At 72.7% G+C, this 15341-nt stretch carries 13 protein-coding genes, 1 tRNA gene and 2 pseudogenes; 10 read left to right on the forward strand and 6 right to left on the reverse strand.

Annotated elements, in window-relative coordinates; translation table 11 throughout:
* Window positions 1–246: 246 nt before the first annotated feature.
* From BKD26_RS00235 to BKD26_RS00250, 4 genes and pseudogenes are all read left to right on the forward strand, one after another.
* Window positions 247–1122, forward strand: a complete 876-nt coding sequence (locus tag BKD26_RS00235; RefSeq protein ID WP_084894458.1) for an FAD binding domain-containing protein — start codon at window positions 247–249, stop codon at window positions 1120–1122.
* Window positions 1119–2420: a (2Fe-2S)-binding protein gene (locus tag BKD26_RS00240; protein ID WP_241518446.1), complete on the forward strand. Its 1302-nt coding sequence runs from the start codon at window positions 1119–1121 to the stop codon at window positions 2418–2420. The genes BKD26_RS00235 and BKD26_RS00240 overlap by 4 nt, the downstream gene beginning before the upstream one ends.
* Complete coding sequence (locus BKD26_RS00245) at window positions 2417–4729, forward strand: xanthine dehydrogenase family protein molybdopterin-binding subunit (RefSeq protein ID WP_084894461.1); 2313 nt, start codon at window positions 2417–2419, stop codon at window positions 4727–4729. The genes BKD26_RS00240 and BKD26_RS00245 overlap by 4 nt, the downstream gene beginning before the upstream one ends.
* A gap of 38 nt (window positions 4730–4767) precedes the next feature.
* Window positions 4768–5267 (forward strand): annotated as a pseudogene (locus BKD26_RS00250) (AAA family ATPase).
* 9 nt (window positions 5268–5276) lie between these two features.
* Here the strand turns inward: BKD26_RS00250 and BKD26_RS00255 are convergent.
* A tRNA-Cys gene (locus tag BKD26_RS00255) sits at window positions 5277–5348 on the reverse strand.
* A gap of 159 nt (window positions 5349–5507) precedes the next feature.
* Here BKD26_RS00255 and BKD26_RS00260 point away from each other — a divergent pair.
* From BKD26_RS00260 to BKD26_RS00285, 6 genes are all read left to right on the forward strand, one after another.
* The gene (locus BKD26_RS00260; RefSeq protein ID WP_084894462.1) at window positions 5508–6938 is read left to right on the forward strand and encodes an MFS transporter; all 1431 of its coding nucleotides are present in this window, start codon (window positions 5508–5510) and stop codon (window positions 6936–6938) included.
* 61 nt (window positions 6939–6999) lie between these two features.
* Window positions 7000–7200 carry a ribbon-helix-helix protein, CopG family gene (locus BKD26_RS00265; protein ID WP_084894464.1) on the forward strand — a complete coding sequence of 67 codons (201 nt, stop codon included), beginning with the start codon at window positions 7000–7002 and terminating at the stop codon, window positions 7198–7200.
* Complete coding sequence (locus BKD26_RS00270; protein WP_084894467.1) at window positions 7197–7577, forward strand: type II toxin-antitoxin system death-on-curing family toxin; 381 nt, start codon at window positions 7197–7199, stop codon at window positions 7575–7577. The genes BKD26_RS00265 and BKD26_RS00270 overlap by 4 nt, the downstream gene beginning before the upstream one ends.
* A 112-nt stretch (window positions 7578–7689) precedes the next feature.
* Window positions 7690–9477, forward strand: coding sequence for a DEAD/DEAH box helicase (locus tag BKD26_RS00275; RefSeq protein WP_084894469.1), 1788 nt, complete (start codon window positions 7690–7692; stop codon window positions 9475–9477).
* A gap of 281 nt (window positions 9478–9758) precedes the next feature.
* The gene (locus BKD26_RS00280; protein WP_064072183.1) at window positions 9759–10400 is read left to right on the forward strand and encodes a helix-turn-helix domain-containing protein; all 642 of its coding nucleotides are present in this window, start codon (window positions 9759–9761) and stop codon (window positions 10398–10400) included.
* 287 nt (window positions 10401–10687) lie between these two features.
* Window positions 10688–11476: a S16 family serine protease gene (locus BKD26_RS00285; protein ID WP_084894471.1), complete on the forward strand. Its 789-nt coding sequence runs from the start codon at window positions 10688–10690 to the stop codon at window positions 11474–11476.
* Here BKD26_RS00285 and BKD26_RS00290 read toward each other — a convergent pair.
* The 5 genes and pseudogenes from BKD26_RS00290 to BKD26_RS00310 form a co-directional block, all read right to left on the reverse strand.
* Window positions 11415–12719 carry an MFS transporter gene (locus BKD26_RS00290; RefSeq protein ID WP_084894474.1) on the reverse strand — a complete coding sequence of 435 codons (1305 nt, stop codon included), beginning with the start codon at window positions 12717–12719 and terminating at the stop codon, window positions 11415–11417. The two genes, BKD26_RS00285 and BKD26_RS00290, sit on opposite strands and share 62 nt — an antisense overlap.
* Window positions 12716–12907 (reverse strand): hypothetical protein, encoded by a 192-nt coding sequence (locus BKD26_RS00295; RefSeq protein WP_084895278.1) that lies wholly within the window; start codon window positions 12905–12907, stop codon window positions 12716–12718. Before BKD26_RS00295 ends, BKD26_RS00290 begins: the two co-directional genes overlap by 4 nt.
* 17 nt (window positions 12908–12924) lie before the next feature.
* A complete protein-coding gene (locus tag BKD26_RS00300; RefSeq protein WP_084894476.1) occupies window positions 12925–13512 on the reverse strand; it encodes a helix-turn-helix domain-containing protein in 588 nt (195 codons plus the stop codon).
* 63 nt (window positions 13513–13575) lie between these two features.
* Window positions 13576–14550 carry a glycine betaine ABC transporter substrate-binding protein gene (locus BKD26_RS00305; protein WP_084895279.1) on the reverse strand — a complete coding sequence of 325 codons (975 nt, stop codon included), beginning with the start codon at window positions 14548–14550 and terminating at the stop codon, window positions 13576–13578.
* A gap of 11 nt (window positions 14551–14561) precedes the next feature.
* Window positions 14562–15338: pseudogene (locus BKD26_RS00310) on the reverse strand (ABC transporter permease); the annotation flags it as partial.
* Window positions 15339–15341 lie beyond the last annotated feature (3 nt).

Here is a 15341-nt window from a genome sequence, read left to right on the forward strand (position 1 = left end):
CCGCCAGGAATAAGTCGTACAAGGTCGCCGAGAAGTGGCAATCCGCGCGTGCCGCCAAGGGCGTGGCAAACCGGTCCATCTCGCAGGTCACGGGATGTCCGGGGCGGATGCGTCCTTCGTGGACCCTCGCGTCGAGCGGCCTCGAAGATGTGCCAGAGTTGCCACGTCGGGGCTGTGAGCACGTACGGTACGGCAACACAGGCGGGACAGCCGGGACAGCCGGGACACCGGGAAGGGGCAGCTGGGTTGACCACGCACGCACCGCAGGCGGCGCAGTCCGTGACGCTGCCGGCCACGCTCGGCGAGGCCGTGGCGGCGCTCAGCGCCATGCCCGCCGCCGTGCCCGTGGCGGGCGGTACGGATCTGATGGCCGCCGTCAACAAGGGCCAGTTGCGCCCCGCCGGCCTCGTCGGCCTCGGCCGCGTCAACGAGATCCGGGGCTGGCAGTACCAGGACGGCCACGCCCTGCTGGGCGCCGGCCTCACGCACGCGCGCATGGGCCGCCCCGACTTCGCGGCGCTCATCCCCGCCCTGGCCGCCGCCGCCCGCGCGGCCGGACCGCCCCAGATCCGCAACGCGGGCACCCTGGGCGGCAACATCGTCACCGCCGCGCCCACGGGCGACTCCCTGCCCGTGCTGGCCGCCCTGGAGGCGGACCTGGTCGTCGCGGGCCCGGGCGGTACGCGCGAGATCCCGGTGACGCACCTGCTGGCGGGCCGGGAGCTGCTCGGCCCGGCCGAACTGATCGGTTTCGTACGCGTCCCCCTCCTGCACGCCCCGCAGGTGTTCCTGAAGGCGACCGGCCGGACCGGCCCCGGGCGGGCCACCGCGTCCGTCGCGGTCGTCCTGGACCCGGCGCGGCGCGGCGTGCGCTGCGCGGTCGGGGCGATCGCCCCGATGCCGCTGCGGCCGCTGGAGGCGGAGCGCTGGATCGCCTCGCTCATCGACTGGGACGGCGACCGGGGGCTGGCGCCGGAGGCGCTGACGGCGTTCGGCGAATACGTCGCGGCCGCGTGCATCCCGGACCCGCCGGGCGAGGAGCAGTTGCCGCCCGCCGTACTGCACCTGCGGCGCACGGTCGCCGCGCTGGCCCGACGGGTACTGGGGAGGGCGCTGTCGTGACCACCGACGAGAACGAGAACCAGCAGGGGCAGGGGCAGGGCGGCTGGCAGCCGACGCCCCAGGGCGAGTACGACGGCGACGCCACCGCCTTCGTCCAGCTGCCGCCCGACATGTCCACGAGCGGCGCCCCACTGGAGGCGCCCGGGCACGGGTACGTGCCGCCGGAGGCGTGGGCGACGCACGACCCGAACGCGACGGCGCAGTGGAACTTCCCGGCGGCGCCCGCACCCGCTCCCTCGGAGCTGACCGGGCAGTGGACGATCCCGGTCGCCCAGGGGGATCTTCCGGACGAGTCGGGCGAGTTCACGACGTCGGCGCTGGCCTCGCAGTGGACGAGCGGCAACCCCCCGGCCACCCTGCCGGGCGGTGCGCCCGCGCCATGGGCGACGCCGGAGCCGGCCCATGACGCGGCCCCAGTCCCGGCCGAGGACGCCCCGGAACCGAGACCGGCGCCGGATCCGACGCCGGAACCGGAACCGGAACGGAATCCGGAACCGAGCCCGCATCCGGAACCGGATCCGGTTCATGACCCGGTCCTGGAACCGGCCCAGGAACCGGCCCAGGAACCGGCCCAAGGACAGGCTCAGGAACCGGCTCAGGAACCGGCCCAAGGACAGGCTCAGGAACCGGCTCAGGAACCGGCCCAAGAGGCGGCGGCGCCCCCGGCCGCCACCCACGTCACGGACAGCGACGAGCACCCGCACATCTCGTACGTGCTGCGCGTCAACGGCACCGACCGCCCCGTCACCGAGGCGTGGATCGGCGAATCCCTGCTGTACGTGCTGCGCGAACGGCTCGGCCTCGCCGGCGCCAAGGACGGCTGCTCGCAGGGTGAGTGCGGCGCCTGCAACGTCCAGGTCGACGGCCGTCTCGTCGCCTCCTGCCTGGTGCCCGCCGCCACCGCGGCCGGCAGTGAGGTGCGCACCGTCGAGGGGCTGGCCAAGGACGGCGAGCCGTCCGACGTCCAGCGCGCCCTCGCCACCGGCGGAGCCGTCCAGTGCGGCTTCTGCATCCCGGGCATGGCCATGACCGTGCACGACCTCCTCGAGGGCAACCACGCCCCGAGCGAGCTGGAGACCCGCCAGGCGCTCTGCGGCAACCTCTGCCGCTGCACCGGCTACCGCGGCGTCCTCGACGCCGTACGGGAGGTCGTCGCCGAACGCGCCGCCGCCGCGGCCGCCGCTGCGGAAGCCTCCGAGGCCTCCGCGGCCGCCGCGGCCTCCGACGGGGCCGGGGGCGCCGCCCAGCCCCGTATCCCGCACCAGATCCCCCACCCGCACGACGGAGGCATGGCGTGAGCAACGACGCGGCCACCGCCATCCCGGCGGTCGACGGCCCCCAGGGGCCCCAGCAGGAGCTGCCGGCCCACGGGCTGGGCGCGTCGCTCCCGCCCGCCGACGCCCGCGCCAAGACGGAGGGCACCTTCCCGTACGCCTCCGACCTGTGGGCCGAGGGCCTGCTCTGGGCGGCGGTCCTCCGCTCCCCGCACGCGCACGCGCGCGTGGTCTCGATCGACACCACGGCCGCCGCCGAGATGCCGGGCGTACGGGCCGTGGTGACCCACGCGGACGTGCCCGGGGACGCCACGTACGGCCGCACGGTCGCCGACCGCCCCGTCTTCGCCTCCGACCTCGTACGCCACCACGGCGAGGCCATCGCGGCGGTCGCCGCCGACCACCCGGACACGGCCCGTCTGGCGGCCGCGGCCATCGCCGTCGAGTACGAGATCCTCGACCCGGTCACCGACCCCGAGAAGGCCTTCGCCGCCCCGCCCCTCCACCCGGACGGCAACCTGATCCGCCACATCCCGCTGCGCTACGGCGACCCGGAGGCGACCGGCGAGGTCATCGTCGAGGGCCTGTACCGCATCGGCCGCCAGGACCCGGCGCCCATCGGGGCCGAGGCCGGGCTCGCGGTGCCCCGCCCGGATGGCGGCGTCGACATCTACACCGCCTCCACCGACCCGCACACCGACCGCGACCTGGCCGCCGCCTGCTTCGGCCTCACCCCCGAGCAGGTCAAGGTGGTCGTCACCGGCGTTCCGGGCGCCACCGGCGACCGCGAGGACCCCGGCTTCCAGATCCCGCTGGGCCTCCTCGCCCTCCGTACCGGCTGCCCGGTCAAACTGGCCGCCACCCGCGAGGAGTCCTTCCTCGGCCACGCCCACCGCCACCCCACCCTGCTGCGCTACCGCCACCACGCGGACGCGGAGGGCCGCCTGGTCAAGGTCGAGGCGCAGATCCTCCTGGACGCGGGCGCGTACGCCGAGGCGTCCTCCGAGTCGCTCGCCGCCGCCGTCGCCTTCGCCTGCGGCCCGTACGTCGTCCCGCACGCGTTCGTCGAGGGCTGGGCGGTACGCACCAACAACCCGCCCTCCGGCCATGTGCGCGGCGAAGGCGCGATGCAGGTCTGCGCCGCGTACGAGGCCCAGATGGACAAGCTCGCCGCGCGCCTGGGCATGGACCCCGCCGAGCTGCGTCTGCGCAACGCCCTCGCCACCGGCGACATCCTGCCCACCGGTCAGACGGTCACCTGCCCGGCCCCGGTCGCCGAACTCCTCCAGGCCGTCCGTGACTTCCCCCTCCCCGCCCTCCCCAAGGACTCCCCGGAGGACGGCTGGCTGCTCCCCGGCGGCCCGGAGGGCGCGGGCGAGCCCGGCGCCGTACGCCGAGGCGTCGGCTACGCGCTCGGGATGGTCCACATGCTCGGCGCCGAGGGCACCGACGAGGTGTCCACGGCCACGGTCAAGGTCCACGACGGCGTCGCGACGGTCATCTGCGCGGCCGTCGAGACCGGGCAGGGCTTCTCCACCCTCGCCCGGCAGATCGTCCAGGAGACCCTGGGCATCGACGAGGTCCACGTCGCCTCCGTCGACACCGACCAGCCCCCCGCCGGCCCGGCGACGCACGGCCGCCACACCTGGGTGTCGGGCGGCGCGGTCGAGCGCGCCGCCAAGATGGTCAGGACCCAACTGCTCCAGCCCCTGGCGCACAAGTTCGGCATGTCCACCGAACTGCTCCAGATCACCGACGGCAAGATCACCTCCTACGACGGCGTCCTGTCCACCACCGTCACCGAGGCCATGGACGGCAAGGAACTCTGGGCCACCGCCCAGTGCCGCCCCCACCCCACCGAACCCCTCGACGACGCCGGCCAGGGCGACGCCTTCGTGGGCCTCGCCTTCTGCGCCATCCGCGCGGTGGTGGACGTCGACATCGAGCTCGGCTCCATCCGCGTCGTCGAAATGGCCGTCGCCCAGGACGTGGGCCGCGTCCTCAACCCCGCCCAGCTCGCCACCCGCATCGAAGCGGGCGTCACCCAGGGCGTCGGCGCCGCCCTCACCGAGAACCTCCGCACCGCCCGCGGCCTGGTCCGCCACCCCGACCTCACCGGCTACGCACTCCCGACCTCCCTGGACGCCCCGGACATCCGCATCGTCAAACTCGTCGAAGAACGCGACGTGGTGGCCCCCTTCGGCGCCAAGGCCGCCAGCGCCGTCCCGGTGGTCACCTCCCCCGCCGCCGTGGCCTCCGCCGTCCGCTCCGCCACCGGCCGCCCCGTCAACCGCCTCCCCATCCGCCCCCAGGCGGCGGTGGCCGCGCCCTAGACACCCTCGTGTCCGCCGTCGTCCTCATCACCGGCGTCATGGCCGCCGGCAAGTCCACCGTCGCCCAGGCGCTCGCCGAGCGGCTGCCGAGGGCCGCGCACGTACGGGGTGACGTCTTCCGCCGCATGATCGTGTCGGGGCGGGCGGACATGCTGCCGGAGGCGGGCGACGAGGCCCTCGCCCAACTGCGGCTGCGGTACCGGCTGTCGGCCGCGACGGCCACGCGTACGCGGACGAGGGCTTCACCGCCGTCGTGCAGGACGTGGTGCTGGGCGCCGAACTCGCCGCGTACACCGCCCTCGTACGGACGCGGCCCCTCCACGTCGTCGTCCTCGCCCCGCACGCGCGCGTGGTCGCCTCCCGGGAGGCGGGGAGGGCCAAGACGGGTTACGGCGGCGGCTGGACGCCCGAGCTCCTGGACCGGGGGCTGCGCGAGGAGACGCCCCGGATCGGGCTCTGGCTCGACACGTCGGAGCTGACGGTGGAGGGAACGGTGGGCGCGATCCTGGCGGGCCTGGATCGCGCCCTCGTGCCGTAGAGACGGTAGAGACCGTGGCGGGATTCGAACCCGCGTCACCAGAGTTGCAGTCTGGCCCCTGAGCCTCTCGGGCACACGGTCGGGTGCTTGCTCCGGTACGACCGTAGGGTGCGCCGGCGCGGTGGGGGAAGGCACGCAATACGACTGCCACACGGTGTTCATGGGCGTACGACCAAGGGACGAGGACCGTCCCGTCCCCGGACAGGGGCCACGTGCGGGAATGCCACTTACGGTGAGTCCATGACCGCATTGAAGAGCAGCCGCACAGGGATATCCACCGCCGGGCAGCAGAAGCCCGGCGGTGTTCTCGGGCGGGAGCACCGCGCGCTCAGTGTCGGGATCGTCTCCGTGGTGATGCTGATCGCCTTCGAGGCGACCGCCGTCGGTACGGCGATGCCGGTCGCCGCGCGGGAGCTGCACGGTGTTCCGCTGTACGCGTTCGCCTTCTCCGCGTACTTCACCACCAGCCTCTTCGCCATGGTGCTGTCCGGCCAGTGGTCCGACCGCGCCGGGCCGCTCGCGCCGCTCACCGGCGGGATCACCGCCTTCGGGGCGGGGCTGCTGATGTCGGGGACGGCGGGGGTCATGTGGCTGTTCATCCTCGGGCGGGCCGTGCAGGGGCTGGGCGGCGGGATGGTGATCGTGGCGCTGTACGTGGTCGTCAGCCGGGCGTACGAGGAACGGCTGCGGCCCGCGATCATGGCCGCGTTCGCCGCCGGGTGGGTCATCCCCTCGATCGTGGGGCCGCTCGCCGCCGGGACGGTCACCGAGCGGCTGGGGTGGCGGTGGGTGTTCATCGGCATCCCCGTGCTCGTCGTCCTGCCGCTGGCGCTCGCCCTGCCGGCGATACGCCGCATGGCGTCCGGGCCCACCGACCCGGAGGCGCCGGCGCCGTTCGACGGGCGGCGTATCCGGCTGGCGCTGGGGATCTCGCTGGGCGCGGGCCTGCTCCAGTACGCGGGCCAGGACCTCCGCCCGTTGTCGCTGGTCCCGGCGGTGGCGGGCGCCGCCCTGCTCGTGCCCGCCGCGCTCGGGCTGCTGCCGCGCGGCACCTACCGGGCGGCGCGCGGGCTGCCGTCGGTCGTGTTGCTGCGGGGGCTGGCGGCGGGGGCGTTCATCTCGGCCGAGTCGTTCGTGCCGCTGATGCTGGTCACCGAGCGGGGCCTGAGCCCCACCATGGCCGGGCTGTCGCTGGCGGTGGGCGGCGCGACGTGGGCGCTGGGCTCGTACATCCAGTCGCGGCCCCGCGTGGAGCCGTACCGGGAGCGGCTGATGGTGCTGGGGATGCTGCTGGTCGCGGCGGCCATCGCGACGGCGCCCAGCGTGCTGATCCACTCCGTACCGGTGTGGATCGTGGGCGTGGCGTGGGGCTTCGGCTGCCTCGGCATGGGCATGGTCATCGCCTCGACGAGCGTGCTGCTGCTGAAGCTGTCGGCACCGGAGGAGGCGGGCGCGAACTCGGCCGCCCTCCAGATCTCGGACGGGCTCACCAACGCGCTGCTCCTCACGGGCGGTGGTGCGGCCTTCGCGGCCCTGGGCGGCGGCGCGGTGGCGGGGCACGCGGCCTCGGCGGGCGGCTCGCACCCGGTCGCCTTCGCGGCGGTGTTCCTGCCGATGGCGGCGGTGGGGCTGGTGGGGGCGTGGGTGGCGACGCGGTTGGGGGTGCGATAGGCGCAGGCGGCGAAGTGGACGCCGGTACCATTCTGACCCCATGTGCTGGTACCGTTCTGGTATGGCTATGAACCTTCGCCTCCGTGACGACCAGACCGACGCCATAAGGCAGCGCGCCGAGCAGGAGGGCGTCAGCATGCACGCCATAGTGCTGCAGGCGGTCGACGACTACCTCGCGCGTACGGCACAGCAGGCCATCGTCCGCAAGACGGCCAAGGAGCAGGCGGCCAAGTGGCACGAGCTCATGGAGCGCCTCAAGTGACGTGCGTCTATCTGTCCTCGGAAGACGTCCTGGCCATCGCCGAACGCGCGGTCGATGACCAGGGCGTCGTCGTCCGCGACGCCGGGCTTCTCGAATCAGCGGTGCACCGGCCGTCGGCCGCCATGTTCGGCGAGGAAGCATACCCGGACCTCGTCGACAAGGCTGCCGCGCTCCTCCAGTCGCTCGCCGTCAACCGTCCGTTCGTCGACGGCAACAAGCGCACCGCATGGCTGTCTTGCGTGACCTTCCTCGCCATGAACGGTGTGCAGCTGCGGCCGGACATCGACGCGGCCGAGCGACTCGTCATCGCGGTCGCCACAGGTGAGGTGGATGAAGTGAAGGTCATCGCCGAAGGGCTTCGCGGCCTCGCGCTGTGACCCCGGTCTCACCCGGCCCCGGCCCGGCGTCGTCCGGGCCAGGAGCGGTTCACGGCACCGGTAGGGTGGCCCGGTTGTCGTACGTAACAGCCGAGAGACCGAATCGGAGACCGTGACTACTACCGCCTCCCATCACCTCTCACCCGCCTTCCCCGGCCGCGCGCCCTGGGGTACCGCCAACAAGCTGCGTGCCTGGCAGCAGGCCGCGATGGAGAAGTACATCCAGGAGCAGCCCCGCGACTTCCTCGCGGTCGCGACGCCCGGCGCCGGTAAGACCACCTTCGCGCTCACGCTCGCGTCCTGGCTGCTGCACCACCACGTCGTGCAGCAGGTCACCGTCGTCGCGCCGACCGAGCACCTGAAGAAGCAGTGGGCGGCCGCCGCCGCGCGGATAGGCATCAAGCTGGACCCGGACTACAGCGCCGGGCCGCTGAGCAAGGAGTACCACGGGGTCGCGGTCACGTACGCCGGCGTCGGCGTACGGCCCATGCTGCACCGCAACCGCAGCGAGCAGCGCAAGACGCTCGTCATCCTCGACGAGATCCACCACGCCGGTGACTCCAAGTCGTGGGGCGAGGCGTGCCTGGAGGCGTTCGAGCCCGCGACGCGGCGCCTCGCGCTCACCGGTACGCCGTTCCGGTCCGACACCAACCCGATCCCCTTCGTCGCGTACGAGGAGGGCAACGACGGCATCCGGCGGTCCTCCGCCGACTACACGTACGGATACGGCAACGCGCTCGGCGACGGGGTCGTCCGGCCCGTCATCTTCCTCAGCTACAGCGGCAACATGCGCTGGCGCACCAAGGCCGGCGACGAGGTCGCCGCCAAGCTCGGCGAGCCGATGACCAAGGACGCCATCTCGCAGGCCTGGCGTACCGCCCTCGACCCGCGCGGCGACTGGATGCCGAACGTGCTGCGCGCCGCCGACCAGCGGCTCACCGAGGTCAGGAAGGGCATCCCGGACGCGGGCGGCCTGGTCATCGCCTCCGACCAGGACTCGGCACGCGCGTACGCCAAGCTCATCCGCGAGATCACCGGGACGAAGGCGACGGTCGTCCTCTCCGACGACGCGGGCGCGTCGAAGCGGATCGACGAGTTCAGTGAGGGCGACGACCGGTGGATGGTCGCCGTCCGGATGGTGTCCGAGGGCGTCGACGTGCCGCGCCTCGCGGTCGGCGTGTACGCGACGACGATCTCGACGCCGCTGTTCTTCGCGCAGGCCGTCGGCCGTTTCGTACGATCGCGCAGGCGCGGCGAGACCGCGTCCGTGTTCCTTCCTACGATCCCGAACCTGCTGACCTTCGCGAACGAGATGGAGGTCGAGCGCGACCACGCCCTCGACAAGCCGAAGAAGGACGGGGCCGACGAGGATCCGTACGCCGAGTCCGAGAAGGAGATGGACGAGGCCAACAAGCAGCAGGACGAGGACACCGGCGAGCAGGACATGCTGCCCTTCGAGGCGCTGGAGTCCGACGCGGTCTTCGACCGGGTGCTGTACGACGGCGCCGAGTTCGGCATGCAGGCCCACCCGGGGAGCGCGGAGGAGCAGGACTACCTCGGGATTCCCGGGCTGCTGGAGCCGGACCAGGTGCAGCTGCTGCTGCGCAAGCGGCAGGCGCGGCAGATCGCGCACAGCAGGCAGAAGCCGGCCGAGGAGGCCGACCTGCTGGAGCTGCCGGCCGAGCGGCGGCCCGTCGTTTCGCACAAGGAGCTGCTGGAGCTGCGCAAGCAGCTGAACACGATGGTCGGTGCGTACGTCCACCAGAGCGGCAAGCCGCACGGTGTCATCCACACCGAACTGCGCCGGGTGTGCGGCGGGCCGCCGAGCGCGGAGGCGACGGCGGGGCAGATCCGGGAGCGGATCAAGAAGGTCCAGGAGTGGGCTACACGCATGCGTTGAGCGCCAGGCGGTCAGGCGGTGGGAGTAATACGTCAATACCGGGATGAAATCTCCGTACGGCAATCGCTTGCGCCCGGATTCTGGACGAGGGCTTCCGCTGAGCGGAGTCGCTCGCTACTGTCCCGGCAATCGCAATGCAAACGCCCCGTGGCAACGCCGCCGCGGAGCGCAGCCGGTGCGCCATGGCCTGCCGGCGGCCTCTCCGTGCGTCGCCGATGGGACCGGTGGCGCATCCGCCGTTGAGAGTGTCCGCCGTCACTCACTCCGAAGGAGAGGGCGTCGTGACCGCGGAGACCTCCCAGACGCTCGACCGAGGACTGCGCGTCCTCAAGCTGCTCGCCGACACCGACCACGGGCTGACCGTCACCGAGTTGTCCAACAAACTCGGCGTCAACCGGACCGTCGTCTACCGTCTGCTCGCCACGCTCGAACAGCACGCGCTGGTACGCCGTGACCTCGGCGGCCGCGCCCGCGTCGGTCTCGGCGTGCTCCGGCTGGGCCGCCAGGTGCACCCGCTGGTGCGCGAGGCCGCGCTGCCCGCGCTGCGGTCGCTGGCCGAGGACATCGGGGCCACCGCCCATCTGACGCTGGTCGACGGGGCGGAGGCGCTGGCCGTCGCGGTGGTCGAGCCGACCTGGACGGACTACCACGTGGCCTACCGGGCCGGTTTCCGCCACCCGCTGGACCGGGGCGCGGCCGGCCGCGCGATACTCGCCGCCCGTCAGGGCGCGCTCAGCGAGCCCGGCTACACGCTCACGCACGGCGAACTGGAGGCGGGCGCGAGCGGCGCGGCGGCCCCGCTGCTCGGGGTGACCGGCGTCGAGGGCAGCGTCGGCGTGGTCATGCTCGCGGACGCGGTACCGGAACGGGTCGGCCCCCGCGTCGTCGACGCCGCCCGCGAAGTCGCGGACGCACTCCGCTGACGGCCGGACCGCCCCGAGCGGGCGGCCGGGCGCTGCCCGGCACCCTCCCACGGGGCGGGTGCCCGGCTGGTGGGCGGCGCCGTGCGCCGGGCTGGCCGCCCGCTGTTGAGCAGCGCGCCGCGCCGGGACGCCCGGTTGCTGAGCAGCGTCGCGCCCCCGTGGCCGGTGGCCCGGCTGCTGGGCAGTGCCCTGTGCCGGCCGGACGGCCGGTTCCTGAGCGGCGCCCTGCGCCCCGCTGGCCGCCCGCCCCCCGGCGACCGGCGACCACCGGCCGATAGATTGGCACCGTGCTCTCCAGTCTCACGCGTCCCCGCGCGCTCGCCCTGTGCGCCCTGCCCGTCGTCGCCCTGCTCGTCGCTGCCGGGGTCGCGCCGTTGCCGTTCACCCTCGCGCAGCCGGGGTCGACCAGTGACGTGCTCGGGGAGCACAAGGGCCGGCAGGTGATCACCATCTCGGGCGTACCCGTCCGCAAGACCGAGGGCGAGCTGCGCATGACGACCATCGTGGCCACCGGGCCGCGCGTCGACGTGGACCTCGGCGACGTCGTCGACAGCTGGTTCCGCGGCGACCGTGCCGTACTGCCGCACGACTCCGTCTACCCGGCCGGCAAGTCCGACGCCGAGATCGAGAAGCGCAACATCGGCCAGATGCGGGCGTCGCAGAACAGCGCCGTGCAGGCCGCCCTCTCCTACCTCGGCAAGAGCCCGAAACAGGTGAAGGTCGACCTGGAGCTGGCCGACATCGGCGGGCCCAGCGCCGGGCTGTTCTTCGCGCTCGGGATCGTCGACAAGATCCAGGGCGACGGCTCGGGCGGTGACCTGACCGGCGGCCGCACGATCGCCGGTACGGGAACGGTCACCGCCGACGGCACGGTCGGTGCCGTGGGCGGGGTGTCCCTCAAGACCCAGGCCGCCCACCGCGACGGCGCGACCGTCTTCCTCGTACCGAAGGCCGAGTGCGCGGATGCCCAGACCGTGAAGCCCGAGGGGCTGCGGCTCATCCCCGTCACCACGCTCAAGGACGCGGTGTCGTCGCTGCGCGCTCTGGAGCAGGGGAAGAAGGTCCCGAGCTGCTGAGGGCCGCGGGCTCCGCCGGGGCGTCCATCTCCCGCCAGCTGGGGAAGAGCGCCGGGGTCAGCGTCGCCACGAAGTACAGCCCGCCGACCGTCAGCAGCGTCGGTACGAGACCTACCTGCTCCACCAGGTAACCCGCGCCGACCCCGCCCAGCGGCGTGGTCATCAGTACCCCGGCCGTGGTCACCCCCGCCACCCGGCTGCGCAGCGCGTCCGGGACCCGCTCGTACATCACCGTCGTCAGGATCGGGTTGAGCGTCCCGGAGCCCAGCCCGCCGACCGCCGCGGTCACCACCATCGGCCCCACGCTGTCCGTCATCGCCGCCATGACGAACGGCGGCGCCCCGCTGACCAGGAACGCGACCGTGAACACGGTGCGCCGCCGGAAGCGGTGCCCCACCGCCGCGTACAGCAGGGCACCCAGCAGCGCGCACCCGCCCCACACCGCCGAGACCAGGCCGATCGCGGCCGCGCCGCCCAGGTTGAGCTGGGCGTGCACCGGCAGGAGCACCGCGCTCCAGCCCTGGCTCAGGCCATTGGTGACCATCACCATCAGCATGATCCCCAGCAGCAGCTGGGAGCCGAGCACGAAGGCGTACCCCTCGCGCAGCTCCGCCCGGTACCGCGCCATCGACACGGGCGCGGCGTCCCGCTGCGGTTCGGCGGCCTTCACCCCGCGTACGCCGCCGAAGACCAGCAGCGCGGAGAGCCCGAAGGTGGCCGCGTCCAGCAGCAGGACCGTTTCCGCGCCGACCAGCGCGATCAGTACGCCCGCGAGGGCCGCCCCCGTCATCCGGGCCCCGCGCGACACCGCGTCGAACAGACTCGCCGCCCGTGCGAGCGTGGTCCCGGCCTGCTCGGCGAGGTCCGGCACGAGGACGTGCCGGGCCGTCTCGCCGGGCGCGTGGAACAGCCCGGTGACGCCCATCAGCGCGCACAGCACCCAGAAGTCGAGCCGCCCCGCGTAGTGCAGGAGCGGGATCGCGGCGAGCGCCACGGCACAGACCGCGTCCGACGCGATGCTGACGCGCCGGCGGCCGACCCGGTCGATGACCGGCCCGCCGACGATCGCCGAGACGACGACGGGCAGCGTGGCGCAGAAGGCGACGAGCCCCGCCTTGCCGGGACTGCCGGTGGTCTGGAGCGCGAACCACGGGACGCCGATGAGGGTCAGTGAATTGCCGCTGATGGATATGGCGTTGGCCACCAGCACGGCGGCGAGCGGCCGCCGCTGCCGCCCGCTCACGCGATACGGGCGGTATGTGGCGGGGGAGCGGCGACCAGCCGGAGGCCCAGCTCGACGAGCGTCCAGCCCAGTCGCGTACGGAAAAGAGGGCGGGCGGTGCGCCGCCGGGGCGCCGGCCGCCGGGGGGCACGGCCCCTCAACTCGGCGGCGCGCAGTTCGTGCAGGTGCAGGTGGATGTCGGGGTGCATGGCGGCCATCGGTCCCTTCAGTCGTTCTTCTGCGGGAAGGCGTGGAGGTGGACCCGTACGCGGGCGGCGCCTTCGTCCGGTTCGACGTCGGAGTAGCTGTTGATCAGCGCGTGCAACTTGTCGTCCAGCTCGTGCAGTTGCCCGGGGCTGAGCCGGAGGGTGAAGTCGCTGAGGTCCGCGTTCTTGGCCCACGCCGAGGGCCAGTCCCGCATCGTGCCGATCCAGGTGTTCAGTTCCTGGGTGTGGATGCCTGCGAGCTCGTGGAGGTAGACGCTGACCGCACCACGGGTGTCCGGGTTGTCGTCGTCGTACAGCTCGGCGTTGAAGTGGGTGCTGTAGTGGGCCGACTTCCACCAGCGCTCGCGTCCCTTGCCGCGCTCGGGGTCGTCCTCGACGAAGCCGTACGTGGCGAGCTGGCGCAGGTGGTAGCTGGTGGCGCCGCTCGACTCGCCGAGTCGCTCGGCCAGTTGGGAGGCGGTGGCGGGGCCGTTCCGGCGCAGGGCGCCGAGCAGTCGCATCCGGAGGGGGTGCGCGAGGCCGCGCAGGGAGCGGGGATCAAGTTCATGGCCCGGCGGGCGACCGGGCGTCTTCTCGGGCTCGGGCATACCCCCACCCTAGAGTTGCAAAGAAAAGCTTGCAACCACTTCTTTGCAACAACTCCTTTGGAATCACCCTTCCTTGATGAACCCCTCCCTCACCAGCCACTCCTTCGCCACCTCGTGCGGATCCTCACCGCCCACATCCACCCGCGCGTTCAACTCCCGCGCCACCGTCGCGTTCAGCCGCGCGCTCAGCGGGTTCAGCAGCCCCGCGATCGCCGGGTACTTCTCGTACGTCGCCGAATGCAGCGACGGCGCCGCGTTGTAGTTGGGGAAGAACCTCTTGTCGTCCGCGAGGGTGTCCAGGTCCATGGCCTTGATCCGGCCGTCCGTCGTGTACGCCTCGCCCAGCAGGCACGTGTCCGACTTCGCGACCTGCGTGTAGATGATCCCGGCGTCCATCTTGCGGATGTTGGCCGCCGGGATGTTCATGCCGTACGCCTTCTGCATGCCCGGCAGCCCGTCCTCCCGGGACGCGAACTCGTTCTCCACGCACAGCGTCACCGCCGACGGGTCCTTGCGCGCCAGCTTCGCCACGTCCGACAGCGTGCGCAGCCGGTAGGTGGCGTTGTTCCGCTTGTTGATGGCCAGCGTGTAGGTGTTGTTGAGGGTGGACTGGGGCAGCCAGGTGACACCGTTCCTCACATCCGCGTCCCGCACCGCCCGCCACTGTGCCTGCGGATCGACGATCGGCTTCTGGTTGCCCTGGTACGTGATCCACGCCGTGCCCGTGTACTCGTAGATCGCGTCCGCGTCGCCCTTGATGATCGCCTCCCGCCCGCTGATGGACCCCGGCAGGTTCGTCCGGTCCAGCACCTCCGCACCCGCCGCCTTGAAGATCAGACCGATCATGTGGCCGAGGATGATGTTCTCGCTGAAGTTCTTCGACGTGACCGTCAACGAGGCACCCTTGAGCGGCTGCCCGCGCCCCACCGAGCCCGGCAGCACGTCGTCGGCCATCGGGGAGCCGCTCTTCAGCCCGCACCCCGACAGCACCAGCACCAGCACCAGCCCCGCGCACACCACCCCGCGCCCGTACCGCATCACCTTCACCCTCACCCCACCCCCAGCCCGCGCGGTGTCAGCGCCAGCTCCGCCAGCGACGCCAGCCAGTCGACCAGGAGGGCCAGCACCACCGTCAGGACGGAACCCAGCACCAGCACCGCCATCCGCTGCGTCTGGATGCCCGACGTGATCAGGTCCCCGAGCCCGCCGCCACCGCCGAACGTCGCCAGTGTCGCCGTACCCACATTGAGCACCAGCGCCGTGCGCACACCCGCCAGGATCAGCGGTACGGCCAGCGGCAGTTCGACCCGCAGCAGCCTGGCGGTCGCCGACATGCCGATGCCCCGCGCCGCCTCCACCAGCTGCGGGTCGATGGCGCGCAGGCCGGCCACGGTGTTGGACAGCACCGGCAGGACGGCGTAGACGACCATGCCGACGATCGCGGTCGACGGCCCGATGCCCAGCCAGATCACCAGCAGCGCCAGCAGACCGATGGCGGGCGTCGCCTGCCCGACGTTCGCGACAGCCGTGGCCACCGGAGCGGCCCGGCTCAGGCCCCGCCGGGTCAGGGCGATACCGAGCGGAACGGCGATGAGGAGCACCCAGAAGGTGGAGATCGCCGTCAGCTTCACGTGCTGCCACAGCCGCAACTGCACGTTCCCGCCCGCCAGCGAGTTCTCGGCGATGGTGTCCAGCCTGGCGTTGCTGATCCAGACGTACGTCACCACCAGCACCACGGCCAGCACGACCGGCATGACCACCAGCTTCCGCCATGGAACGCGCCCCCTTCGTACGGGGCCGGACGGCGGCGCGGGAGCCTCCTCCTCGAC

The organism is Streptomyces sp. CB03238 (assembly GCF_002099185.1).
GTDB lineage: Bacteria > Actinomycetota > Actinomycetes > Streptomycetales > Streptomycetaceae > Streptomyces.

Coding starts and splice junctions, on each gene's coding strand:
- BKD26_RS00265 (WP_084894464.1), top strand. CDS start 7,000: ATGGCTATGAACCTTCGCCTCCGTGACGACCAGACCGACGCCATAAGG.
- BKD26_RS00295 (WP_084895278.1), bottom strand. CDS start 12,907: ATGCACCCCGACATCCACCTGCACCTGCACGAACTGCGCGCCGCCGAG.
- BKD26_RS00260 (WP_084894462.1), top strand. CDS start 5,508: ATGACCGCATTGAAGAGCAGCCGCACAGGGATATCCACCGCCGGGCAG.
- BKD26_RS00305 (WP_084895279.1), bottom strand. CDS start 14,550: ATGCGGTACGGGCGCGGGGTGGTGTGCGCGGGGCTGGTGCTGGTGCTG.
- BKD26_RS00300 (WP_084894476.1), bottom strand. CDS start 13,512: ATGCCCGAGCCCGAGAAGACGCCCGGTCGCCCGCCGGGCCATGAACTT.